General features: G+C 36.5%; 19 protein-coding genes and 1 pseudogene. 3 read left to right on the top strand and 17 right to left on the bottom strand.

What is annotated here, in order from left to right:
• A complete protein-coding gene (gene alsS / locus RV14_RS09735) occupies window positions 1-1665 on the bottom strand; it encodes an acetolactate synthase AlsS (protein ID WP_071856072.1) in 1665 nt (554 codons plus the stop codon).
• 272 nt (window positions 1666-1937) lie between these two features.
• Between alsS and RV14_RS09730 the strand changes: the two genes are divergently transcribed.
• Complete coding sequence (locus RV14_RS09730; protein WP_071856071.1) at window positions 1938-2603, top strand: helix-turn-helix transcriptional regulator; 666 nt, start codon at window positions 1938-1940, stop codon at window positions 2601-2603.
• Between the two features lie 190 nt (window positions 2604-2793).
• Here RV14_RS09730 and RV14_RS09725 read toward each other — a convergent pair whose 3' ends face one another.
• Genes RV14_RS09725 through RV14_RS09715 form a run of 3 tightly spaced genes read right to left on the bottom strand, consistent with a single transcriptional unit; the run spans window position 2794 to window position 5925 of the window.
• Entirely contained in the window at window positions 2794-4221 is a 1428-nt protein-coding gene (locus RV14_RS09725; protein WP_245785490.1) for a cation:dicarboxylate symporter family transporter, read from the bottom strand.
• Window positions 4222-4226: 5 nt separating this feature from the next.
• Window positions 4227-5555: a CoA-disulfide reductase gene (locus RV14_RS09720; RefSeq protein ID WP_071856069.1), complete on the bottom strand. Its 1329-nt coding sequence runs from the start codon at window positions 5553-5555 to the stop codon at window positions 4227-4229.
• A 16-nt stretch (window positions 5556-5571) separates the two neighbouring features.
• On the bottom strand, window positions 5572-5925 hold the full coding sequence (locus RV14_RS09715; RefSeq protein WP_071856068.1) for a Rid family detoxifying hydrolase: 354 nt from the start codon (window positions 5923-5925) through the stop codon (window positions 5572-5574).
• Between the two features lie 222 nt (window positions 5926-6147).
• Here RV14_RS09715 and RV14_RS09710 point away from each other — a divergent pair, with 222 nt between their 5' ends.
• Window positions 6148-7284 (top strand): trans-sulfuration enzyme family protein, encoded by a 1137-nt coding sequence (locus RV14_RS09710; RefSeq protein ID WP_071856067.1) that lies wholly within the window; start codon window positions 6148-6150, stop codon window positions 7282-7284.
• A gap of 333 nt (window positions 7285-7617) precedes the next feature.
• Here RV14_RS09710 and RV14_RS09705 read toward each other — a convergent pair whose 3' ends face one another.
• The 13 genes and pseudogenes from RV14_RS09705 to RV14_RS09640 all read right to left on the bottom strand — a co-directional run bounded on the left by RV14_RS09705 (window position 7618) and on the right by RV14_RS09640 (window position 24099).
• Window positions 7618-8577, bottom strand: coding sequence for a transketolase family protein (locus RV14_RS09705; RefSeq protein WP_071856066.1), 960 nt, complete (start codon window positions 8575-8577; stop codon window positions 7618-7620).
• On the bottom strand, window positions 8578-9435 hold the full coding sequence (locus RV14_RS09700; RefSeq protein WP_071856065.1) for a transketolase: 858 nt from the start codon (window positions 9433-9435) through the stop codon (window positions 8578-8580).
• Between the two features lie 25 nt (window positions 9436-9460).
• A complete protein-coding gene (locus RV14_RS09695; RefSeq protein ID WP_071856064.1) occupies window positions 9461-10816 on the bottom strand; it encodes a PTS ascorbate transporter subunit IIC in 1356 nt (451 codons plus the stop codon).
• A 17-nt stretch (window positions 10817-10833) separates the two neighbouring features.
• On the bottom strand, window positions 10834-11115 hold the full coding sequence (locus RV14_RS09690; RefSeq protein WP_071856077.1) for a PTS sugar transporter subunit IIB: 282 nt from the start codon (window positions 11113-11115) through the stop codon (window positions 10834-10836).
• Window positions 11115-12926 carry a BglG family transcription antiterminator gene (locus RV14_RS09685; RefSeq protein WP_084650364.1) on the bottom strand — a complete coding sequence of 604 codons (1812 nt, stop codon included), beginning with the start codon at window positions 12924-12926 and terminating at the stop codon, window positions 11115-11117. The genes RV14_RS09690 and RV14_RS09685 overlap by 1 nt, the downstream gene beginning before the upstream one ends.
• Window positions 12820-14106, bottom strand: coding sequence for a glycoside hydrolase family 1 protein (locus RV14_RS09680; protein ID WP_071856062.1), 1287 nt, complete (start codon window positions 14104-14106; stop codon window positions 12820-12822). The genes RV14_RS09685 and RV14_RS09680 overlap by 107 nt, the downstream gene beginning before the upstream one ends.
• Window positions 14107-14199: 93 nt before the next feature.
• Complete coding sequence (locus RV14_RS09675) at window positions 14200-15060, bottom strand: histidine phosphatase family protein (RefSeq protein WP_071856061.1); 861 nt, start codon at window positions 15058-15060, stop codon at window positions 14200-14202.
• A 22-nt stretch (window positions 15061-15082) separates the two neighbouring features.
• Window positions 15083-16981, bottom strand: a complete 1899-nt coding sequence (locus RV14_RS09670) for a beta-glucoside-specific PTS transporter subunit IIABC (protein ID WP_071856060.1) — start codon at window positions 16979-16981, stop codon at window positions 15083-15085.
• A 122-nt stretch (window positions 16982-17103) separates the two neighbouring features.
• A complete protein-coding gene (gene licT, locus RV14_RS09665) occupies window positions 17104-17961 on the bottom strand; it encodes a BglG family transcription antiterminator LicT (protein ID WP_071856059.1) in 858 nt (285 codons plus the stop codon).
• 341 nt (window positions 17962-18302) lie between these two features.
• Window positions 18303-19769 carry an MFS transporter gene (locus tag RV14_RS09660; protein WP_071856058.1) on the bottom strand — a complete coding sequence of 489 codons (1467 nt, stop codon included), beginning with the start codon at window positions 19767-19769 and terminating at the stop codon, window positions 18303-18305.
• Between the two features lie 15 nt (window positions 19770-19784).
• On the bottom strand, window positions 19785-21203 hold the full coding sequence (uxaC, locus tag RV14_RS09655; protein ID WP_071856057.1) for a glucuronate isomerase: 1419 nt from the start codon (window positions 21201-21203) through the stop codon (window positions 19785-19787).
• A 144-nt stretch (window positions 21204-21347) separates the two neighbouring features.
• Entirely contained in the window at window positions 21348-22466 is a 1119-nt protein-coding gene (uxuA, locus tag RV14_RS09645; protein WP_071856056.1) for a mannonate dehydratase, read from the bottom strand.
• Window positions 22450-24099 (bottom strand): annotated as a pseudogene (locus RV14_RS09640) (mannitol dehydrogenase family protein). The gene uxuA and the pseudogene RV14_RS09640 overlap by 17 nt, the downstream one beginning before the upstream one ends.
• A gap of 181 nt (window positions 24100-24280) precedes the next feature.
• On the opposite strand from RV14_RS09640, the gene RV14_RS09635 reads away from it, so the two are divergent.
• On the top strand, window positions 24281-24964 hold the full coding sequence (locus tag RV14_RS09635; RefSeq protein WP_071856055.1) for a GntR family transcriptional regulator: 684 nt from the start codon (window positions 24281-24283) through the stop codon (window positions 24962-24964).
• Window positions 24965-25056 lie beyond the last annotated feature (92 nt).

The raw sequence follows: 25056 nt of genomic DNA, 5'->3' as shown, positions 1-25056 counted from the left end.
TTAATAGAATTGATCAGGTAAAATCGTTTCGCCTAGTTTTTCATTGTCTCGATAATCAATTGGAATATCAATAATGACCGGTCCTTGCGTATTAAAACCATCTTCTAATGCCTGTTCCAATTCTGCTACGTTTGTCACACGAAGTCCTTTTGCCCCGAAAGCTTCTGCATACTTGACAAAATCAACTGGTCCAAAATCTACCCCAGAAGCACGTTGATATTTCATCATTTCTTGAAATTCTACCATATTGTATCGACCATCATTCCAAATTAAGTGAATGATGTTCAATTGTTTACGTACTGCTGTTTCAAGGTCTTGCGCAGAAAATAAGAACCCTCCATCACCGGACACAGAAATAATTTGCGTATTTGGCCGAACAAGTGCAGCAGAAATTGCCCAAGGCAGTGCTACTCCTAATGTTTGCATTCCGTTACTGAATAATAAATGACGTGCTTCATAGCTTCTAAAATGACGAGCCATCCAAATATAGTGACTCCCTACATCTACTGTCACCGTCATCTCATCCGTCACTTTTGATTGCAACGTATTAATGACTTCTAACGGATGTAATATTCCTTCACTGCTTGTTGTTGGCACGATATCACGTTCGGTTAATTTTTTTTGCAACGAAATCAAGTATTCTTTTACATCCATCGACACTTGATGCGATTCTAAAGGATAAGTCAACAATTCCAAAGTAGTAGAAATATCTCCAATCAACTCTCTTTCCGGCTGCATGTAAACATCAATTTCAGCCGGCGTTTCATCAATAACAATCACGCGCGCATCTTTTTCAGCATTCCAATTTCGCGCTTCATATTCAATCGGATCATAGCCAATTGCAATAACTAGATCACTTCGTTTTAATAACATATCTCCCGGTTGGTTTCTAAACAATCCCACTCTCCCAAAAAAATGTTCTTCTAACTTCCTAGAAATAACCCCTGCTGCTTGAAAGGTTTCTACCACTGGCAAACCGGTTTTTTCTACTAATTGACGAATGGCTGCTGTTTCTTTTTTACCTGAACCTCGCATGCCCACCAATAAAACAGGTAATCTTGCTTCACGAATCCGTTCCACCAAATAATCAATATCTCTTGCAGAAGCAGAACCTAGTTGAGGATCTTTAAGGGACTTAATCACCTCACTTTTGACTGGAGCATCCACGACATCTTGAGGAATGCTAATAAAACTCGCACCTTTTTTAGAGCTTTTTGCCATTCGATAAGCGTTCGCAATCACTTCAGAAATGGTTTCCGGATCTTGAATTTCCGCACTATATTTTGTAATTGGTTGAAATAAAGCCGCATTGTCCATACTTTGATGCGTTAACTTTAGTAGGTCACTTCGTTTTACCTGACCGGCAATTGCAAGCACTGGATCACCTTCAGCAGTTGCTGTCACTAATCCGGTTGCCAAATTACTTGCACCGGGTCCACTAGTCGCAATGACCACTCCCGGTTCTCCTGTGATTCGCCCAATTGCTTGAGCCATAAAAGCTGCATTTTGTTCGTGCCTTGTAACAATTAATTCCGGCCCTTGATCTGCCAACTCATTAAATACCCCATCAATTTTTGCTCCCGGAATACCAAAAACATATTTCACTTGATGATTCGCTAAACTATCTATAACAATTTCAGAACCGTGTTTCATGTTGTTTTCCATTACTAATTATACCTCTTTTACATTAATAAATCATTTAATAATAACACATTATAAAAATAGTGTACCACGAATTTTCACATTTGTGTAATCATATGAAAAGAAGGAATGGACTAAATTTAAATAAGCGTTTGAATCATTATTCGCTTGGAATCATTAGAAATATTTCTTCGCTCTTTCTAAAAATTCATTAGTTTGGGCATTAAAAAACAAAAGTGACAGGCATTCATAATCATGCTATGATAAATTTAATAAATAATTATCAAGGTGAGCATATGGACAAAAATCAATTAGCATTTTATATATCACTAGTAAAATTTCTTGGTGAGGCTTTAGGAGAAAATTATGAAGTCGTTCTTCATCACCTAGAAAAAGGGCGATTTCATATTGCTGCTATTAAAAATAATCATATCAGTGGTCGAGATATTGATTCACCAGTGACAGGTTTTGCCTTAAATATAATTCGTTCAAAAGAATATCTAAAGGAAGATTATTTAGTGAATTACGATGCCCAAACGATCAATGGAAAAAAATTAAAAGGAGCGACTTTTTTTATCCGTGATGATCATAATGAACTAATCGGTTTACTGTGTATCAATCAAGACATTAGCAAATATCAAGCGCTATCAAAAGAAATATTAGCCTTAGCAGGAGTAGCACCAGAGCCACTCTTTTCTTCCACCGCTGATACTGCCCATTTTCCCGAATCAGTTGAAATTTTAGAAGAAACTATCGAAGGGATTATCTACTCCATTGTTTCTCCTGATTTTTTAAATCAACAAGGAGCATTAAATAAGGATTTAAAAGTTGAGATTATTCGCCAACTAAATGAAAAAGGCATTTTTCAAATTAAAGGCGCTGTCTCACAGGTAGCCAAGATACTCAATATATCTGATCCCAGTGTTTATCGATACCTGAAGATGACAGACGGCTCCAAATAGACAAAGACTGAAACGGAAGTATTTAACTTTGACAAACAAGCCGAGATTCACAAAAATTTGAAAAACAATTTTCGTGAATCTCGGCTTGTTTTCAAAGGAGTTGCTTTTGCTCCCACCATTTAACTGTATTTAAAGCGTGAAATAAAAGTTGAGACAAAAGTAACGGCATCCTTTACTTTTGTCCCACGCTTTATTCTTCTGTTATTTTTTTAGGAACTGGCGCTGAAAAAGCTTCTTTGTCAAAAGTTCCTTCCCATTTATCTACAATAATCGCAGAAACCATCGAACCTGCTACATTTAACATTGTTCGCCCCATATCGACGATCGGATCAATCCCGAAAATGGCGCCGATACTTGTAATGGTGTGACCAAAACCAAGTCCGTTGAGCGTAACGGTCGCAGCAACCGTTGCTGTCCCCGGTACGCCAGCAATCCCAATTGATCCTACGGTAACAACAGCTACAACTAAGAAATAAAACGATAGATTCATTTCTGCTCCAACAGCCGATCCCATTAAAATACCTAACATCGCAGGAAATACACCGGCACAACCATTTAGTCCAATTGATGTTCCTAAAGTAGCTACAAAATTGGCTGTTTCTTGAGAAACACCTAGATCTCCTTCCAAGGTCTTTAAGGTATAAGGCAAAGTTCCGACACTTGAGCGAGAAGAAAAAGCAAACAACAACGTCGTGAACGCTTTTTTATAAAAGACAACGGGGTTCACACCTAAAAACAATAGTAAAACTACATAAACTAACATCATTAATATAACGCCTGTATATAACGCCGCAATAAAACCAATCATTCCGACAATTGCATGGATTCCTCTAGAAATAATCGTATTGCTAACCAACGCAGTAACACCATAAGGCATCAATTTGATCACATTCGTCAATACCGAAATGACCGTTACTTTTAATGAGTCTAATAGCGTGACAAATGGTGCAACTTGATCTGGTTTTTTAACTTGTAAAAATCGGATGGCTCCTGCAAACATTGCAGCTATAATTACAACAGACACAATACTTCCATTATCGCCCATGACGTTAACGATATTGTTAGGAACTAGATTCAAGAAAAATTCTGGAAAACTCTGTGAAGCAATATTACTCATGCTTTCTGCTTTATCTGCTGCAAGATCACCTGCAAATTCTGCACCATTTAATTGATATAATTTCACCACGACAATTCCTAAAGAAGCAGCAATTGCTGTTGTTCCAAGCAAAGTGACAAACGTTTTACCCGTTAAATATTTTAAACGTTCCCCTTTAACATCAATCACTACTTTTATAATTGATAGAAAAACAACCGGAATTGCGAGCAGTTGAATCAATTTTAAAAAACCTGAACCGACTAACGCATACCATGCGGTGATTTCTGTTCGAGCAAATTTTGTATAAATCTCATGATCGCCGCCAATCAAATCTATTACAAAACCTAAAGCCAACCCAAGTATAAGTGCAAAAATCATCCGTTTTGAAAAACTAATTCGTTTCTTTTTCATGTATTTCATGATTCCCAGTGAAAGAATCAGCAAAATAATTCCGCTGGCTGTATAAAAATTGCTTATTTTTAAAAATTGGGTAAAAAAAGGTGCATCAATCAATTTCTTCATCCTCCTTATTTGGCAGTATTTGCTACAACATTTAGTGCTTCCCAAGTTGATGCAAACGGCGGTGCATAAGCAAAATCAACAAATCCTAATTCTTCAGTCGTCATTTTCGCATGAATGGCAACAGATAAACCGGTAGCACGAAGTACCGTTTCATTTTTTCCAAATAATTGCGCGCCATATAGCACTTTCGTTTGGCGATCATAAACAAGTTTAATCATAATTTTTTCTTGTACTCCGTAGTAGTTCGAATGATTAACGGTTTCAATACAAGTTGTTTTAACGTCTATTCCTTTTTCTACTGCTGCTCTTTCTGTAATTCCGGTAGATGCCGCCTCATATTTTCCTACTTTGACTGCGCTGCTTCCTAGCGCTCCTACATATTCTTTTGTATCTATTCCACTAATATTTATGCCAACTATCCGTCCCATTTTATTTGCAGTAGTTGCTAAAGGTAGATAAGTGTCTCCTAAAATCCGATGCGGGATCGAAGCACAATCTCCGGCTGCAAATATATCTTTTTGTGAAGTTCTACCATATGTATCAATTTTAATTGCACCATTTTTTAATAATTCCAACTGTCCATTTAAAAATTCAGTGTTCGGGATAAAACCGGCAGCAACAATAACAGCATCCGCTTCATAAGTTCCTTTTGTTGTTTTGACGGCTGTAACTTGGCCGTTGTCATTTTCAATTTGCGTAACTGTTTCTCCTAAGGAAACTTTTACACCTTCTTCTTCAATCGCTTGTTTAATTTTATCGGTAAATTCTGTATCAAAAGAGCGAGACATTAGTTCTGAAGCCATTTCAAGTAAATGTACGTTTTTACCTAGTTTTGTTAATTGATCTGCTACTTCAATTCCTATAAATCCGCCACCAATAATCACAACATTTTGAATATTTGGTAAATTCTCTTGCAATCTTTTTACTTGCGCTAACCTCGTCACCGTGTACACATTAACAGAATCAATGCCGGGAACTTTAGGAATAAAAGGCTTAGCTCCAACAGCTAACATCAAGCGATCATAGGTTTCATGTTTTATCTCATTGGTTACTAAATTCTTCACAGACAAAGATTTCTTAGCTACATCAACAGATTGCACTTGATGACGCAGTTGCAACTGGATCCCTGAACGTTCAATTTGTTCGGGTGTTCGTGCAAACATTTCTTTTTCTTCACTAAATTCTTCTCCTAAGTAATAAGGAAGTCCACAAGCCCCAAAAGAAATATAGTCTTCTTGTTCAAATACGATAATTTCTGCCTTGGGGTTGACTCTTTTCGCCTTAGCAGCAGCGCTCATTCCCGCTGCGATTCCGCCAATAACCACGATTTTCATTTTTATTCCTCTTTCCTTATTTTGTTGATAATACCCATTCAATTTCTACTAAAGCGCCTTTTAGCAAAGCAGCGACTTGATAGGCTGATCGTGCCGGAAAACGTTTTCCGAAGTGTTTGGAGTATGCTTGATTAAATAACTCAAAATCTTTTATGTCTGTTAAAAAACAAGTGGTCTTAACAACATCATCCATCGTTAAATTTAGTTCATCTAATACTTCTGAGATGTTGTGCATGATTTGATTCGTTTGTTCACTGATGTTTTCTGAACAAATTTCTCCTGTTTCAGGATCAATTGGCAATTGACCAGAAACAAAAATTAAATTTCCTGCTGCACGGTATCGCTCGTAGGGTAGATTGTTGACGCCCATTTTTCTTCACCTATGATAAAATTTTATTATAATTATTATTCACAATAAAAAATTATCACAATTATTTACTATAGTCAATGGATTTTTCACTTTTTAACCATAAAAAAACCTTGAAAATAGAACTTGTTCTTTTTTGATAATTTTTTATCAAGAAAACGTTGACAATATAAAATTAAATGTGCTATTTTTGAAAAGGAATAAAAAAGGTTGGAGGAAACCATTATGAAAATCAATACAAAACTTTTACATGACTATCCCGTCATCGATTCGTTTACTGGCGCTTCATCGATTCCTAAATATCAAACTTCTACGTTTCACCAAAAGAATGTTTTTTCTCATACCGGTTTTAGCTACACTCGTTTTGGCAATCCTACTGTAGATGCAGCAGAAAAATGTATTGCTTCACTAGAAAATGCTAATTTTGGTTTGGCTTTTTCTTCTGGAATGGCTGCCATCAATGCAGCCTTGTTTCTCTTATCTAAAGGAGACCATTTAGTTGTAGGAAAAAATATTTATGGTGGAACGTTTCAAAGTATTCATCAATTTTTGTTCCGATTTGGTGTCGAATGCACCTTTGTGGATGAAGCAGATATTCATTCTTGGAAAGAAGCCATACGCGACAATACAAAAATGTTTTATATTGAAACACCTTCTAATCCATTATTAACAATTACAGACATCCAAAAAGTTGCTTCACTTGCTGATACATATAATATTTTGACCGTTGCAGATAATACATTTATGACGCCGCTTTCTCAACATCCACTGATGTTGGGTGTTGATTTAGTGATCCACAGTGCAACAAAATTTATTAATGGACATAGTGACGTCGTTGCGGGATTTGTTGCGACGAACCAAGAAAAATTATATCAGAGGTTAAAAGAACATCAAAAAACATTGGGAGGGATTTTAAGTCCTGAAGATGCTTGGTTGTTACTTAGAGGGGTTAAAACGATGGGCTTGCGAATGAAAAAATCCGTCAAAAATGCTGAAATTATTGCGGAATTTCTGAATGACCACTCGGCTGTAAAAAAAGTATACTATCCTGGATTAAAAAATCATCCAGATGCTGAGATTCATGCAAAACAATGCAGTGATAGTGGTGCAGTTTTATCATTTGAATTACAAAATACAAAACAAATAGACGCCCTGTTTTCTAATTGCAGTTTACCGATTGTAGCGGTAAGCTTGGGTGGCGTGGAATCCATTCTTTCCTATCCGTGGTTAATGTCTCATGGTTCTCTATCTGAAGAAGAACGGTTAAAAATGGGCGTAACGCCTACTCTTGTTCGCTTGTCTTGTGGAATAGAGGATACTGAAGATTTGCTTAGCGATTTGGAAAAAGGGTTGCAAAAGTAAAATACAAGGACGTGTCTTTTTTGCCGGTTGAACTAATGACCAACAAGTCGGCGTAAAAACTAAGTCATTGAATAAAAGAGGATGTAAAAAATAAGAGCTTGAGAAATAATTCCTAACAAAAATTCCAGATATCAATCAGACTGATGGTATCTGGATCATTTTTTGTATAAAAATAAGAATCACCTTTGCTAAAATAAAAGTGGTTAAACAAATAAATTAGTAAAGTTTCTTATTTTTATAAAAATAACTGCTAGTTCCAAGATTAACACTCGCAGACTATCAGTTATTTGTCATTTTTTAAGATTACTTCTGATATTTATTTTGTACTAACACCTATTTTTGGTAAGTCATCAAAATTTTTTTGATCATCAAAGGAGCCGTCAAACCAAAATGATTTTGCAAAAATTTAGGTGAACCAACTTGTCCAAACGATTCTTCTACCCCAATTCGTTGTAATCGTACGTTCATTCCTGCTTCAGCTAGTATTTCAGCAACGGAACTACCTAATCCGCCAGTAATTGAATGGTTTTCAATCGTAAAGATTTGTTTTTTATTTTTCGCTTGTTCAAGAATCAAAGCTTTATCAATTGGCTTAATCGTAAACATATCAATAACTGCACAGCTAACCCCTTTTTGCGCTAATTGTTTTGCTACGCTTAGTGTCTCTGATACTAACTGCCCTGTAGCGATTAATAATAAATCTGAGCCTTCTCGCAAAACATTTCCTTTTCCTAATTGAAATTTAGAACCTGCTTGATAAACTGCTGGGACACTTTTTCGATTTCCTCGTACATAATGAATACCAGAAAGACGGCTAAACGCCTGAATAATCCAATCCATTTGCACCGAATCTGCGGCATCACAAATCACTGAATGCGGAATCATTTTCATCAATGCGACGTCCTCCCAAGTAGTATGCGTTCCACCATTTGTACCCACGGTGAAACCAGGATCAGAGCCATAAATATTGATCGTATTTTTGCTATAACCGCCAGAAATAAATAACTGATCAAACACTCGGCGAGTCGCAAAAGGACTAAATGTATGGATGAATGGAATATAGCCTGTCAAGCTTAATCCTGCTGCAACACCAACCATGTTGGCTTCTGCAATCCCTACGTTAATAAATTGTTCAGGGTGCTTTTTGCCTAAACTTGTCCACTGACTTGCAGCACCTAAATCAGCATCCAAAGCAATAACTTTTTTATTTTCTTCCATTAATTTATTCAACGCATCCACAACACACATTCGCAATTCTTTTTCTTCAGACGAAGCATGGCTTAAAGTAAACATCTAACTCCCCCTATTTATTTTTTGTTGTAATTCTTCAATCGCTAAATCAGCAGCTCGATTTATTTCTTTTGAATTGAATTTAACTGAGTGATTGTCAACTAATCGTTCAAAATAAGGGATTCCTTGTCCTTTTACCGAATCTAGTACAATACAAACGGCTTGATCGTTGACTGTTTTACATTCCTCAATCGCTTCATCAATTGCTCTCATGTCAGCGCCATTTACTTTTAATGTATAAAAACCAAAAGCTTGCATTTTTTTTTGCAAATCAAATGGATTCATAATGTTTTTGGTTGATCCATCAAGTTGTTTTTTATTCTCATCAATAAGAACCAAGCAATGATTTAACTTAAAATGAGCAATGTATTGGAACGCTTCCCAGCACTGTCCTTCATTTAATTCCCCATCTCCAACAATTAAATAAACGTTATTTGATTGATTAGCTAATTTTAACCCAGTCGCTATTCCTGCTGCGATGGAAGTTCCTTGTCCTAATGAACCCGTAGTTGCATCTATCCCGGGAGTTTTCAAACGATCCGGATGAGAAGGCAAGCTCGTCCCTCCTTGATTGATCGTAGCTAACCATTTTTTATCAAAATAGCCGACATTTGCTAATGTACTGTATAATGCCACTCCTGCATGTCCTTTTGACAAAACCAAACGATCTCGTTCTTCTTTATATGGATTTTGAGGATCCACGTTCATTTGTTTTCCATATAATACTGTTAATAATTCAATAATTGAAAAGGAACCACCTAAATGACCTTGACCCATAGCTTTAATACTTTTTAACGTATCTAAACGGATTAAAGCAGCTAAGTGTTCAAGCTGCTTAAGTTTTTCTTCATTAATTGACATGCTGTTTTTCCTCCTCATCAATGATTTATATCGTTGCTTTTTTGATTTTCCTTAAAAAAGTCCAACCCAGTAAAACAACTAAAATTGCTGCAACACCAGCGAAAATCAGTAATTGTCCCCCTATATTAGCTAAGTTTCCTAAGAAAATACCGGCCACACCATAATCCGTATCCGAAAATGTTGAACCTTGAAACCCGAGATCTCCCATAACCGGCATCAACAAAATTGGCATAAAACTGATAACAATTCCATGAATAAATGAGCCAACAATAGCTCCACGCACACCGCCCGTTGCGTTTCCATAAACACCGGCTGTCGCACCACAAAAGAAATGAGGCACAACTCCCGGAATAATCACTGTCGTTTTTGTCATCACCATAATCACTAAGCTAACGATTCCTCCACAAAAACTTGTTAAAAAGCCAATCAATACTGCGTTAGGCGCATAAGGAAAAACAATTGGACAATCTAAAGCTGGAATAGAATGAGGAACTAATTTTTCTGAAATTCCCTTAAAGGCTGGTACGATTTCTGCTAAAATCAAACGTACGCCCGCTAAAATTACAAACACACCTGCTGCAAATGACCCAGCTTGTTGTAAAGAGTAAACAATATAGTTTGTGCCATTACTCAATTTTTCCGTGATAAATCCACTTCCGGCAAAAATAGCTACAATCACGTAGACGATCCCCATGGTTAATGAAATACTTACTGTTGAATCTCTTAAAAAAGATAAACCTTTGGGAAAATGGATATCTTCAGTTGATTTTTTCTTATCACCAACATATTTTCCAATGAATCCGCTTAACGCGTAACCAAAATTGCCCGTATGACCTAATGCAACTGCGTCGTTTTTTGTTATTTTTCTAGTAAAAGGTTGCGCAATCGCAGGAAAAACCGTATTGCAAATTCCTACAGCCAATCCTCCCACCATCACTAAACGAACCATTCCCATACCAGTACTACTTAAAATCACAGCAATCATGCAAGACATATAAAGCGTTGCATGTCCAGTAAGATAAATGTATTTGAACCGAGTCATTCGAGCAATCAAAATATTAAACGCCATCCCCGCTAACATGATCAGCGCAGTATACGTTCCATACTTTGTTAAAGCAACTGCAACGATGGCTTCATTATTTGGCACCACTCCTTGCATGTGAAAAGCCACTTTGAACATTTCCCCAAACGGTGCCAATGAACTTTCAATCACCCCTGCACCTGCTGTAACGACAAGAAACCCCACAAATGTTTTAATCCCTCCTTTAACAACTGTGGCACTGTCTTTTTTTTGCAAAATATTTCCTAAAATAGCAATCAACGCCACTAAAATTGCAGGAGTGCTTGCAATATCAATTAAAACGTCTAAAAATTCCTTCATCATTTTTTCCTCCTTTTTTACAATCGTCCTTTTTCTTGACAAACTTTTGCTACCTTTGCTTTTAATTCTTCAAGATCAATGATACTGTCTAAGACAACTACTTCACCGAGATGCTGTGCACTGTCCGCTAAGTCACTTCCAATAAAAAAAACATCCGCTAATTCCTTTGAAGCGCTCCCTAAATCATAATGTGCCACTTCAACACCTTTCACCCCTAATTCATCCAAAACTAAACGGATATTCATTTCTATCATAAAACTTGACCCCAATCCTGACCCACAAACTGCTGCAAATTTCATCATTTTTCTTCTCCTTCTTTAATCACTTGATAGATTTTTTCTACTGAATCGGCAGATAGTAAAGACGTTAATTTTTCATTATTGGATAAGATTTTAGTTAAACTGGCTAACGCTTTTAAATGAACTTCATTATCAATAGCAGCTAAACAAATAAAAATCTGAATGGCGTGTTTTTCATCATCTAGCAATAAAATTGGCTGTTTCACTTTGAGTAAAGACATCCCTAAACGTTTTACGCCATCTTCCGGTCGAGCATGGGGTAACGCTACGCCTTTACCAATATGAATGAATGGTCCATAATCTTTTACTTTATCAATCATAGCAGCAATATAATTCCCCTCAATTTGCTGGTTTTTTTCCAGCGGTTTCGCCGATAATTCAATAGCTTCTTCCCAGCTCATTGGTTCATCAGACAATTGGATCATTTCAGGCGTTAACAGTTCTGATAACATTGGACGTTTATCTTCCTTTCTTCTCATTTCTTGATTTATTTTTCGTTCAACTATTTCATACAGCTTTTCTTTCGTCTTTCCTTTTTTTAATTCAATATGAGGGGCTAAAATATCAATTATTTTATCTACTGACGGTATAAGCACTTTAGGAAAAAGAAAATCCTCTTGCACTTTCCTTAACAATCTATTCTTTTCAAACTGCGTCATAATTGGATTAACTAAATAAAGTTTTTTATTTGTTTTAATCGGGGTACTCGAAAAAATCAAATCGACTCGCTCATCGCTTCCTTCTTTACTAAATGTTTCAAACGATTTTGCTTCAAAAAAACAAATTTGCGGAAAAAGTGCCTGCAACTCCGACTTCATAATCAATGAAGAACTGATGCCACTAGGACACAAAACTAAAGCCTTGATTACTTTTTCTGCTTTTCTTTCTCGTTGGCATTTGATTTCACCACCAAATAAAATAGTAAAATAACCAATTTCTTCTTCTGGAATTATCCCTCCGACGATTTTTTTTAATGGAACAAGTGCTGCTTTAGTAATTTCAAATAACTCACGGTATTCCAATTTAATTTTATCCACTAAAACATTGCTTAAAGGAATTTGAAACCGCAACCTAAAATAAGATGGTACTAAGTGATAAAATAAATTCTTCAATAATTTTTGATTGTTCTGAAATTCAATAGCTGCTAAACGTTCGACTTCGTGGATTATTTCATGAGCGCATTTCCATAAAAATGCCAATGCACGATCTTGATTTTCTCCTTGAATCACCGTCATCAAAATAATCGTAAAATATAGACATTCGTGCGTTTTATTTTTTGTAGCTGTATAAGGTGACAAAAACAGTTGACTCGCTTTATAAACGGTTAATTTTTGTAAAAAGTGCTGATCTTTTTGGTTAATTATTACTTCATGATTAGTAATTCTACATAAAAGACAAGTAGTAAAATAAAGCATTTCTTCAAAACGACTAGGCACAAGCAATAAGTTAGCTTTTTTAATCGTTTGAATGAAAGAATCTTTTGTTTGAGGGTATAATTGGTTAGCGTTTTTAAACAGTGCTTTTCGCAGTAAGCGCATTCCGTTTTTTAAATAAAGCAGCTTGGTCAATTGTTGATAAGCTAACGAACGAATGGCATATTCATTTCCACGCAGCGTAAACCCCAGCTTTCTTGAGTAATCTAAAGTAATATTTTCTGTCTCAATTTTTTTTCTTAATTTGCGTAAATCGCTTAAGATGGTGTTTTTACTGACTAAAAAAAATTCTTGAAAATGAAAGACAGAATATTCTTCTAACTCCATGAAAACTAATAAATAGATCATTAATACTTCCGTCTGCTTCCACCACATCATCTTGACCCCAACCATTTTCTGTTACGATAATCGGCAGACCATAACGGCTATATAATTCATTTAAGCTATAGCGAAGTCCGTCTGCATCAAATCCCCATCCCCAATCAGAATAGTTTAAGTAAGGATTTTTCGCCCCAAACGAAAAATTCCCTCCCACTTTTTCAACACCTTCATGAGTTGTGTCGCAATTAGACATATAATAAGAATACGTGTACATGTCTACTGTACCAGCAGCTAATTCATCTAAATCTTCTGCTGTGATAGTCAATTCAATACCCAAATCATGCCAAATTCTTTGGGCATAATGTGGATATTTTCCTTTGACCATTACATCTCCTGAGTAATAGAAAACATTTTGCATACGCTGTTGACTATAAAGAATATCTTTTGGATCACACGTCAACGGATAAGACACCAACCCGCAAATCATACAGCCTATTTTATTGTCAGAATTGATTATGTGTGCTTGCTGTACGGCTTTTGCAGAAGCCACGAATTGATGATGTAAAGATTGATAGGCCTGTTGAGTCACTTCTTTTGGCAGATCAGGAATTAAGTGTGTCACCATCAATTCATTATTTATTTCATTAAATGTTAACCAATAAGTGACATATTCTCGGTATTCGTTGAAACAAAATTCTGAATAACGAACAAATGCATCAATCAACTGACGATTATGCCAACCGCCATACTTTTTTTCTAAAGCATAAGGTGTATCAAAATGATGAAGTGTAACTAGAGGTTCGATCCCATATTTTTTCATTTCTTCAAACATTGAACGATAAAAATCAACTCCTGCTTGATTAGGTGTTTCATCATCTCCATTTGGAAAAATACGGCTCCATGAAATCGACATCCGAAACATTTTGAATCCCATTTCAGCAAACAAAGCGATATCTTCTTTGTAACGATGGTAAAAATCAATGCCTTGATGATTTGGATAATATTCATTTGGATCGATAATTAATTGCGCATCTTTAGGCAACACCTCACCAAAACCTGAAGCACGTTTCACTTGTCCGTCTACTGTTTTGTAAATATAACAGCGCGGGGCGTGATGGGTCCCTGCCGTTAAAAAATCTTTCTTAATTAATCCTCGGCCGTCTTCGTTATAAGCACCTTCACACTGATTCGCAGCTACAGTTCCACCCCAATAAAAATTTTTTGGAAAATGACTCATAAATTATTTCACTCCTTCTTAATTAAAGCATATTCAGATAAATGATCTCTTTTTTCAACAACACAAACGTTTTGTCTGTATATAAACGTTTCGTCACTCTTTCATTCCTTTTTCTACATAGGTCAAATCATTTACAGACGCAACCGTAAACATTCCATCTTTATAAACAATTTTACAGACGCTGGCATTTTTTAAACCTGTAGGAGGGACGTTGACCGTCTCATCTAACGAAGTCACTAAAGACGCAATGGTCATCCCATGAGAAGTCACTAAAACAGTCTGTTGATCCTTTGTCTTTGCTGTAGCTACTATATCATTTAACGCACTCTTAGCACGTCCAATAACCGTCTGATAATCTTCTGCTTGCCAGCTCACTTCCTCTGACGCCACTGCATGTTCTTTACCTAATTCTTCTAATTTTTTCTTGTCTAGTTTATGCAAGGTATCTGCAAAGTTCTTGATTGTATTTACAAAGCCATTTGTTGTCATTTTTGTTTGCCATTCTTCTAAAGATAACCCTTGTTCGTTTGCAACAGCCGTCCACATTTTTTCATTAGGCAGCCCTTCATACGTTCCAAAATTAAATTCACGCAACCGTTCATCTGTTATTAATTGATCCAATAATTTTTCTTGACCGTTTTTTTTCAAGACGTGCGTAGCCGTTTCTATGGCGCGTCCACTATCACTGGAATAAACTGCGTCAAATTTGACATCTGCTAAACCTTTTCCTAGATTTTTTGCCACAGAAACACCAGCCGGAGTCAACGGCGCATCAATCCAACCTTGTGAGCGATCTGTTGTATTTAACATCGTTTTTCCATGCCTAACAAGATAAACCGTCACTTCTTTTGATACAGAACTGTTTTCTTTTTTTCCAGAAGTAGTTTCTTTTTGACACCCCATTAAAAGGAAACTCACACTTAAAATACTTAATAGATAAGCCATTTTTTTCATCAATCAATTTCTCCTTTATTCCTCATTTGGACACAACTGCTGTTAACAGCGTTTCATCTGTACGAATTGTTTTTTTCGATGTCAATAATACGTCGGCATAATCTATTGTATTGGTGATAATAATTGGTATTTGTGTGCTATAGCCGGACTCTTCAATCGCTTTTTTGTCAAATTTGACTAAAACATCGCCTTTGTTTACCACAGCTCCTTGAGACACAAACGTTTCAAAATATTTTCCTTCTAATTGAACCGTATCAATTCCGATATGGATTAACAATTCCGTGCCATTTTCTGAAATTAGTCCAATGGCGTGCTTAGTTGGAAACAGCGTCATTACCGTTCCATTAAATGGCGCAACTACTTCTTCTGATTGTGGTTGTATCACAGCGCCTTTTCCTAGAGTTCCTTCAGCAAAAGCCCCATCACGCGCTTCGCTTAATGGCAAAACGTCGCCAATTATTGGAGAAAAAATTTCTTCTTTGCTTAACTGTTTATTTTGACCGGTCGCAGCTTTTTTGGCATCTTCTTTTGATAATCGAATCGTTGGTGCATCATCATCAAAACCTAATACCCATGTCAAAGCAAAACTGGCTGTAATTGCTACAATATCAAGAACCATACTATAAATAGCGTAAGTCATGTCGCCATCCGGTGTGATCACGCTCGTGTAATGAAAAATACCAAGTCCCCCCATCGTATAAGCTTTAATTCCTAAGCTCATGCTAATAGCACCAAGTATACCGCCAACTATGCAAGACGCCCAAAATGGTTTCTTCTTCGGCAATGTCACCCCATAAATCGCTGGTTCCGTGACGCCAAAAAGACCAGAGAGGAAAGCTGGAACAGATAGTTCTTTTAACTTAACATTTTTTGTTTTTAGCATCACTGCTAATACTGCACCCGTTTGCGCAAAAGATACGGTACCAGATCCCGTCAACAATGACGTTGGATTGCCTTGAGAAATGGCAATAATGACAAAAGGGATCAATGCCCAGTGCATACCGAACATAACTAAAATTTGCCAAGAAAATCCAATAATTGCCCCAAAGAGGATCGGATTAAAATCTTGAACTGCTAGTAAACCGCTCCCTAAGCCATCAGAAACGACATTCATTATCGGACCGATAATCAAAAAAGCTAATGGAATGCCGATAAGCGCCGTGAAAAAAGGAACTAAAAAAAGTTTTACAACATCTGGAATAATCTTTCGCAATTGCTTTTCTAAAAATGCACAAAAAGCTGTCGCCGCAATAATCGGCATCGCAGTTGATCCATATCCAGCAGCTGGAACGGAAAACGGAATGCCAAAGAAATTCAAGCCCCCTGCTTCAGCAAATTTTGTCGTGATGGATCCATCAAGAAACCCAGTGTAAATGAGTGAAGAGGCAATCATCATTCCTAGAAATGGTGAGCCGCCAAATTTTTTCATGGCCGTATAACCAATGAACATCGGTAAGAAAAGGAATAAACCGTCGCCCATGGCGTTAATCACGGCGTAGGTAGAACCAGCTGAAAATTTTGCACCTAACGCAAATGCGAGGATGGCGTTTACTCCTTTGAGCATGCCGGCTGCTGATAACGGCGCAAGAATCGGTTGAAATATTCCAGATAATATATCAACGAATTGATCAAATAAATTTCCTTTTGGCCCTCCATCTGCTACGGGTTCTAGTACTCCCAATATAGCGTCTACGTCTTTTCGAACGTCTGGTACGTGATTGCCTATCACTACTTGATATTGTCCTCCTGCTTGCATGACGGTGACGACGCCGTCCATATTTTTTAATACTTCTGTATTCGCCTTGCTCTCTTCTTTTAATTTAAAGCGTAGCCGAGTAATACAATTGGTTAATGAAATAACATTCTCTTTTCCACCGACTTCTTTGACAATTTTCTTTGCAAGTTCCTCATATTTTCCCATGCATATTCCCCCAAATAAATAATTGATACTACTGGAGGTTTCGCCAACTAAATGTCACGATCCACGTCTTCTTAGCTAATTGCTTTACTCCTTTCTTTGTAAATAATCAAAGACGTACGTCTTTAATTTTCCTTCATTGTTTTTTGCAAAATACGAGCAAGATGAATTGTAATGTACACTTGTTCATCTTCTGATAAGTGATAAGACCACCGTTCTTTCAACAACTCCATCACCTTTTTCGTCGCTTCACAAGCTTCTGGGTATTTTTCATTTACAAGAAAAAACAAATCGTGGTCAATTTCTCTTTCGGTTAAAATCATTGATTGATGTGTTAATACTTTTTTTGAAAAAAACTTTAAGTGCGTGATAAATCGTTGAAAATAAATATCATCATCGTTAAAATTGATATGCAAGGTGTATTTGATAACAGTTAAAATTTCTTCGATTAGCTGTGTTAACTGAATCGCATCCTCACTATCATTATCCATTCCAGCATTTACAATATGTAAAGTTAAAAAGCCGGCTTCATCTTCAGACAAATCAACACCTAAACGTTCTTTTACTAGCAAAAGAAATTCTTTGCTCACGTTGAATTCGGTCGGATAAAACCGTTTGATGTCCCAAAGTAAAAAATTTTTAACAAAAATTTCTTGTTCGACACGTTGAATGGCTACTTGCAAATGATCTGCAATAGCCATAAAGGCTAATCCGTTTAATTCTTTATTTAACACTTGTTTTGCATAAGATAGTAATTCGATGGTTAATTCAATAATTTCTTCTGAAATTCCTTTAAATAACTCCTCAATTCTTTCAACGGATTCCGTATCATCGATCGTATAAGTTTTTTCGATTTTACAAGGTTCAACTGTATCTCCTGCCTTTTTTTGAAATCCTAACCCATTCCCCATTAAAATAATTTCTTCTTGCTTTCTATTTAACGCGACGACCACATTATTGTTTAAAACCTTTGAAATTACCAATCTTTTCCCCCCTCATGTTTTTATAAAACTGTCAGCAAAAAAGAAAAATGACCTAATCAATCACCTAGAAAAGGTGCTGATTAGGTCTAGCTTAACTGAATAATAACCATCCACTTCAACAAAATAAATTTAACATCCAGTGAAACCGTTGTCAACACTTTTTCAGAAAAGACAACTATACGAAAAAATTTGCTACTTTCCGCTAATTCACTTTAAATTATTTTGTAGCGTTTTCGCTAGGAATAAAAAAGACATGGTCAATTCGTTGCCGACAGCATCGGCTATTTCCTCTGCTCTTTCTAATTTTTGTCGGTGTACAATTTTTTGTTTCCGGCTTTTAATCAGTCGTAAGGTTCTTTAGCCCAAACTTTTTGGTAAGGATGCCCTGTTAATGTTTCCACCACTTTTCTTGCGTTTGGCTCAACTGCTTCTTTACTACCTCCTGCTTCTAAACGGTTAAGCTCTTTTTTCAATATTTCATGCGTCTGACGGTTTAATTTAAATGTAGAAGCAGCAAGCAATGCTAAAGCGATCAAAATGACTGGTGCTACAAAGAAGATGAGCGCAATTTCTGTTTGTACTGTATGTAGCGTATTAGCAAAACTCGTCATCGTTTTCGAATCAAAGCCAATTTCTGCTAATAAAATTCCCACAATCCATGAAGCAAGTGCACCGGTAGATTTTCTAAAAAACGTCATCACCGCCGCATAAATCCCCGCACGATCTTCACGCGTCATGATTCGATCGACGTCTGGAATAAATGGAAAAACGTTCCAAGGCGTAAATTCTAGGATTGCTCGTGCACATTGGTAAAAAATAGAAATAATAACTAAAATCCAAAAAGCATTCACCAAATGAAGATACCAAGTCAAAAAATAGCCAATCATTGTTAAAAGAATGATACTGTAACTGATGGAAAATAAAAAACGTGGACCATGAGTAATCATTAACTTGGTGGCTTCAAGTGTTGAAAGAATTCCAAAAATAGATAATGCTTGTAATGTCCACGGTGTATCTGCCTTCACACCTTGTATACAAATAATAATAAATGTTGGCAACAACATTGAATAAAAATCTTTACCTGTAAAAGACAATAAATAAACAAACAGATGCTTGCGAAATGCTTTATTTTTAAATGTTGAAAAATAATCGGTAACCGTTTTTTTCAAAAATTGACCAAAAGACAACTGTGGACGACGCTCTAATTCAGCTAAAAATTCTGGCGTTAATCTGCGTTCCCAAGTCGTTTCATAAGAAATAAAAATAGCTGCCACAAAAATAATTGTCCAAATGATGCCTGTAATCAAATAAGCATTGGGATTTTGCATGTGTTGCAATGCAGCTAAAACGAGAAATACTAAAGCGGTTCCAGTCGCTGAAATAAACATCCGCGACCCCGACAAAATCGTACGTTCCCGATAATCATCCGTCATCTCCGTCAGTAACGTTTCCCACGGAATCAAAATCATTGCAATAGCCACTTCAATCGCAATATAGATAATCAAATAATAGTGCCAATCATCCGAACGAATCCAAAAAAGCGGAAATAAAATAGCAAAAAGAACGCCGCCTAATAAAATGAAAAAGTGTCGGCGCCCAAAGCGTTTTCCTAACTTTGTTCGATAAAAATCATCGGTAATCGCCCCAGCAAAAGCAGGATCAATCCCTTGACTTAAAACAAAAGCAAAAATGACGCCAGAAACAATGTTATTCCAACCACCTTCCATTAAATCTGTTAATCCGTAACAAATTCCGCGTCTCACGTTAATGCTCTTTGATTGATACACCCAATTTTGTTTTTTATCCATTTCTTTTTCTCCTATCTACTCACTTTTAAAAAAACCAAAATAGTCACGTGCATTTTTATAACAGATGGCTTTGACTATATTTTCTAAGTACAGCTCATCTTCCGGCAAACGTCCTTGTTCTACCCATTCTCCTAGGAGTTGGCAAAGAACTCTTCTAAAGTACTCATGACGCGGATAACTCAAAAAACTTCTTGAATCTGTTAGCATTCCTGTAAAATTAGCCAATAAACTTTGTTGAGCCATGATCGTTAATTGATTGCGCATCCCTTCATATGTATCGTTAAACCACCAAGCACAACCTAGTTGTAATTTTTGAACCACTTCTCCTTGAAAACTTTGCATGGCCGTAGCTAAAGGCAGCCAATCACTCGGGTTCAACGAATACAAGATTGTTTTAGGTAAAAATCCTTGCTCTTGCACATCGGAAAAAAGCGCGACAATATTGGAAACTAAATTGGCTTGATCTCCCATAGAATCACCGCCAGCATTTATACCAATTTCTCGTTTCATTGTAACCGAATCATTTCTTAGAGCATTCAAGTGCATTTGCATCGTCCAGCCATACTGATAATAGCATTTCATTAAATGACACTGAACGGCCGTAGTAAATTGAGCGATTTCTTTAGTTGAAAATGCTCGTTGTCCTTGCAACGCTTTTGTTAGAATTGCATTTAATTCGGATTCTGTCGCTAGTTGATAAAAATACGTATTTAATCCTTGATCGGCTAAACGTCCGCCTTTTTCATGAAAATAAGCTACACGTTTTGTCAACGCTTGTGTCAACTCAGTAAACGATTCAATTTTTTGTTGCGTACAAGCAGCTAATTTTTTGATATATTCACTAAAATAACGATCGGTAATTCCCCAAACAGCATCTGGTCGAAATGTCGGTAATACTTTAAAAGTATTTTGTTCTTTTGCTAATGCCTCATGAGCAGATAAATCATCAATCGGATCATCCGTCGTGCAAATGGCTTTAACACGCATCATTTTTAATAGTTCTTGAGGACGATAAGCATCCATCTGTAATTTTTGATTTGCTTGTTGCCAAATAGCTTCGACATTTTCTTTTGTAATCGTCAGATCAATATCAAAATAACGGCGTAACTCTAAATGAGACCATTCATAAATTGGATTACCCGGCGCTTTTTCAATTGTTTGAACAAACGCTACAAATTTTTCATAATCATCCCCATCCCCGCTAATCAACGCTTCTGATACTCCATTAGCTCGCATTAAACGCCACTTATAATGATCTCCTACACCATGATCATTCAACCAAACTTGAGTTAAATTCTTATAGCGTTTGTTTTCCAAAATCGTTCGTGGTTCCAAATGGCAATGATAGTCGATAATTGGTTCTTTCTTAGCAAATTGATGAAATAATTCTTTTACCCATTTACTCTCTAATAAAAAATTTTCATTTAATAACAATTAAACCGCTACCTTTTATTTTTTATTTAAAAGACTGGGACAGAAGTATTTAACTCCGAGAAATAAGAAAGAATTCACGAAAATTTTTCTTTAAATTTTTATAAATTTCGGCTTATTTCTGAAGAAGTTACTTCTGCCCGCCGTTTATCTGTGTTTAGAGCGTAAAGTAAAAGTATTCTTTACTTTTGTCCCACGTTCATGTCCTTTTTCCAAAGCTTCCCATAAACCGTTTAGATAAACAGCACCTAATGCTCGATCATGCAGACCATAACCCGGACGACCAGTTTCCCCCCAAATCATTCGACCATGATCCGGACGAATATAACCATCAAAACCATTGTCGTACATCGTTTTTAAAAGTCTATACATATCTAATGAACCATACTCTGATTTATGCGGCGCTTCATAGAAATCTTTATTTTGAATAAATTTAATATTACGTACATGAGCAAAAGGAATTCGATCTCGTTGACAAAATTCTGCTAAAATGGCATAAACATCATTAGTTGGATCTTCGGCAATACTGCCTGTACACAACGTGATCCCATTGGCCGGGCTATCTACCACACGACACACCCAATCTAAATCCTCTCGATTTTTGACAATTCGTGGCAATCCAAAAATAGAATACGGCGGATCATCTGGATGAACGGCCATTTTAATTCCGACTTCTTCACAAGTAGGAATAATTGCTTTTAAGAAATAAGCAAAGTTTTCACGTAATTTTGCTTCATCAATGTCTTTATATGCAGCCAACAGCGTTTTTACTTGCGCCAAGCGTTCCGGCTCCCACCCCGGTAATTCAAAATCATTGCTAGCCGACTTTACTTTTCGGATAATTTCATTTGGATCCGCAGGAATATCGGCTGCAATATAAGCTAAAGTAGAAGAACCATCCGGCAAACGATAATTTAAATCAGACTTCACCCAATCAAATACAGGCATAAAATTGTAACAAATCACCTCTATTCCAAATTCCGCTAAATTTTGAATCGTTTGTTTATAGTTTTCAATGTATTTCTCCCGACTCGGTAAACCGATTTTGATAGCGTCATGAACGTTCACGCTTTCAATTACTTTTAACGTCAAACCGGCTGCTTCAATTTCTTCTTTTAACGTGTGAATTCGTTCTTTTGGCCAGACTTCTCCCACCGGTATATCCATTAAAGTTCCTACAATCCCCTTCATTGCTGGAATTTGCCGAATCTCTTCTAATGTAATTTTTTCTTCATTTGCTCCATACCATCTAAAAGTCATTTCCATGTTCTTTTCCTCCTGCTGTTACATAGTAGTGAATCGTTTGACGGAATGCTCCGGGACCCGTCAGCATTTCTCGGAAGATTTTTTCAATCTTTTCTGCTAGACCGACTTGGTAAAGGTCGCTGCCAAAAATTGTGGCGTTTTGTAAAAGCGGCTGCAATGCAGCATGAATTTTTTCCATGCTTTGTTCCCCTAAACATAACATTTTAAGCGCCTCTTGTAATTCAGACAGTAATGGATCGGGACTAGGCTTAAAACATTTTCCTTTGTCATCAACTGCCAATAAATAGCGAAGCCAAGAAGCAATAGCCACTGGAATAAACAGCAAGTCTTGCACGTTTTTGCTTGGATCTTCATCATATTTTTTGATGGTTTCACCAAAACGAATGGCCATTTTTTGTGAAGTATCGCATGCAATACGTTGCGGCGTATCTGGAATATGGGGATTAGGCAGCCGCTGTTGTATTACTTCGTCAATAAAAGCTTTTGGCTAAATGATTTTTGGATTTTCAATCACTGATAAGCCTTCTCGGTAACCGATTTCATTAATTAAAGCAACTAAATCAGGATCTTTCATTTCAGAAGAAATTGAAGTATACCCCAATAAGCACCCTGTAATTGCTAATACCGTATGCAGCGGATTTAAGCAAGTCGTTACTTTCATACGATCAACTTTATCGACCGTTTTTCTATCTGTTAAAATAACACCTGCTTCTTCCAATGCAGGTCGCCCATTTGGAAAGGCATCCTCGAGGACTAAGTAATGAACTACTTCTGTATTCGCAAAAGGCGCAATGTTTGTCTGTTTTTCCGTATGAAAGATACCCATCTCACGCCAACCTGCTTTTTCTAATAAGTGTTGAACAGACTTCGAAGGATTTGGTGTGATACGATCAATCATACTCCAAGGAAAACTCACTTGATTAGGATCATTTAAATACGCTAAAAATGCCGATTCAACGAATCCTTTTTTCTCCCAAGCTCGAGCAATTTCATTTACACTATTAAGAAAATATTGACCATTTTGCGAAAAATTATCCGTTGAAACCATAGCAATCGGAAATGCACCCGCTAAATAACGTTGATATAATAAAGCCGTGATGAGCCCAATCGTATGTTTTACTTGGTTAGGACCTTTTTCAATATCTTTTTGAATAATAGCAGAAAATGTGCCATCTGAATTTTTTAAACGATACCCTTTTTCTGTAATTGTTAAGGTCACAAACTGCAACGCTGGATTTTTAAAATAAGAAACAACTTGTTTAAATCCATCCTCGTTTTCTATCTGACAATAAATGCTGTCAGCTGTGGCTGCTAAAATTCGCTGATCCATCTTACCGTTTTCATGCATGACTACTTGTAGTACATCATTGTGATAGGGACGATACCCTTTACTGACTACTTGGTCATCAAACGTTTCACAAACAACCACCCCCGCTTCTAATAACTGTTTATTCGCCAACTTCTGAGCAATTTCCCCGTGAAATCCGCGATATAAATTACCTCCACCAAAATGCAACCAAATAGGCGTCTTTTTTCCTTTGGCTTTTAAATGCGCTACGTCATAGTAAGGAAGTTCCACGTTCGCGGCTTTAAGTTCTTTCACATTCTTTTGCCAATTTTTTAACTCGACCATTCTTTCTTCTTCTAACTGATATATTAGTTTTATTTATGAACCTTACTTTATCTTGAATAAAAGAACATGTCAAGCGTATTTTTACAATAAATTCACTAAAAAATTAAAAAACTAACATATCAGAACTATTTATTTTTTTCTGATATACTAGTAATTATCAAAATACAGCTAGGGAGATTTTATGACATTAAATAGTTTACAATTACAGGCTTTTAAAGCAATCCGTCAAAAAATCATTTATTGTGATTTAGAACCCGGGAAAAAAATTTCAGAAAAGAATCTAGAAGAATTATTAAAGATTGGCCGAACGCCGATTCGTGAATCCTTAATTCAATTGCGCCAGCAAGAGTTGGTATACACAATTCCACAAAGCGGTACTTATGTCTCAAAGATCGATTTAAAAGCGGCTGAAAATGCTCGCTTTACAAGAGAACATTTGGAACGACAGATTATGATAGAATGTTGTGCCAAATTGGATAAACAAGCCATCAAAATTTTACAAACTATTTTAGAAGAACAAGAAAAAGCAGCCGTTAATAAAAAGGAACGAGATTTTTTTGCCGCAGATAATTTATTTCATGAAATTTGTTTTGAAATCGCAAAACGCCGAGAAGTTTGGACTTGGCTGGATGATCACAACACCCATCTTGAACGTTTCCGTTGGTTGCGCGTGCTTACGAGTGGTCTTCCTTGGAACACCATTTTAGAACAACATTATCAGTTATTTCAGGCATTGATCGCTAAAAATCCTGACGAAGTAAATTTTCTTACCTCGCTGCATTCTCATTTGATGCTATATGAACAAGAGACAGTTGTTGGGCGTTTTCCACAATATTTTAAGAAGGAAGATTCGAACAAAAAATAGAAAACCAATCGCTTTTCTTTGGCCCTTCTTAAAATACAGACACTTGCAACAAAAATCATAACCATCCTTCAAAAGGGTGGTTTGCACCAAGG

The organism is Enterococcus ratti, from assembly GCF_001886195.1.
Classification (GTDB): domain Bacteria; phylum Bacillota; class Bacilli; order Lactobacillales; family Enterococcaceae; genus Enterococcus_B; species Enterococcus_B ratti.
This window is presented reverse-complemented; position numbering and strand designations above follow the sequence as displayed.

Coding starts and splice junctions, on each gene's coding strand:
- RV14_RS09660 (WP_071856058.1), bottom strand. CDS start 19,769: ATGGATAAAAAACAAAATTGGGTGTATCAATCAAAGAGCATTAACGTG.
- RV14_RS09695 (WP_071856064.1), bottom strand. CDS start 10,816: ATGAAGGAATTTTTAGACGTTTTAATTGATATTGCAAGCACTCCTGCA.
- RV14_RS09635 (WP_071856055.1), top strand. CDS start 24,281: ATGACATTAAATAGTTTACAATTACAGGCTTTTAAAGCAATCCGTCAA.
- RV14_RS09670 (WP_071856060.1), bottom strand. CDS start 16,981: ATGGGAAAATATGAGGAACTTGCAAAGAAAATTGTCAAAGAAGTCGGT.
- RV14_RS09730 (WP_071856071.1), top strand. CDS start 1,938: ATGGACAAAAATCAATTAGCATTTTATATATCACTAGTAAAATTTCTT.
- RV14_RS09725 (WP_245785490.1), bottom strand. CDS start 4,221: ATGAAGAAATTGATTGATGCACCTTTTTTTACCCAATTTTTAAAAATA.
- RV14_RS09720 (WP_071856069.1), bottom strand. CDS start 5,555: ATGAAAATCGTGGTTATTGGCGGAATCGCAGCGGGAATGAGCGCTGCT.
- RV14_RS09680 (WP_071856062.1), bottom strand. CDS start 14,106: ATGAGTCATTTTCCAAAAAATTTTTATTGGGGTGGAACTGTAGCTGCG.
- RV14_RS09700 (WP_071856065.1), bottom strand. CDS start 9,435: ATGTCAATTAATGAAGAAAAACTTAAGCAGCTTGAACACTTAGCTGCT.
- uxuA (WP_071856056.1), bottom strand. CDS start 22,466: ATGGAAATGACTTTTAGATGGTATGGAGCAAATGAAGAAAAAATTACA.
- alsS (WP_071856072.1), bottom strand. CDS start 1,665: ATGGAAAACAACATGAAACACGGTTCTGAAATTGTTATAGATAGTTTA.
- RV14_RS09675 (WP_071856061.1), bottom strand. CDS start 15,060: ATGAAAAAAATGGCTTATCTATTAAGTATTTTAAGTGTGAGTTTCCTT.
- RV14_RS09705 (WP_071856066.1), bottom strand. CDS start 8,577: ATGTTTACTTTAAGCCATGCTTCGTCTGAAGAAAAAGAATTGCGAATG.
- RV14_RS09715 (WP_071856068.1), bottom strand. CDS start 5,925: ATGGGCGTCAACAATCTACCCTACGAGCGATACCGTGCAGCAGGAAAT.
- RV14_RS09710 (WP_071856067.1), top strand. CDS start 6,148: ATGAAAATCAATACAAAACTTTTACATGACTATCCCGTCATCGATTCG.
- RV14_RS09685 (WP_084650364.1), bottom strand. CDS start 12,926: ATGATGTGGTGGAAGCAGACGGAAGTATTAATGATCTATTTATTAGTT.
- RV14_RS09690 (WP_071856077.1), bottom strand. CDS start 11,115: ATGAAATTTGCAGCAGTTTGTGGGTCAGGATTGGGGTCAAGTTTTATG.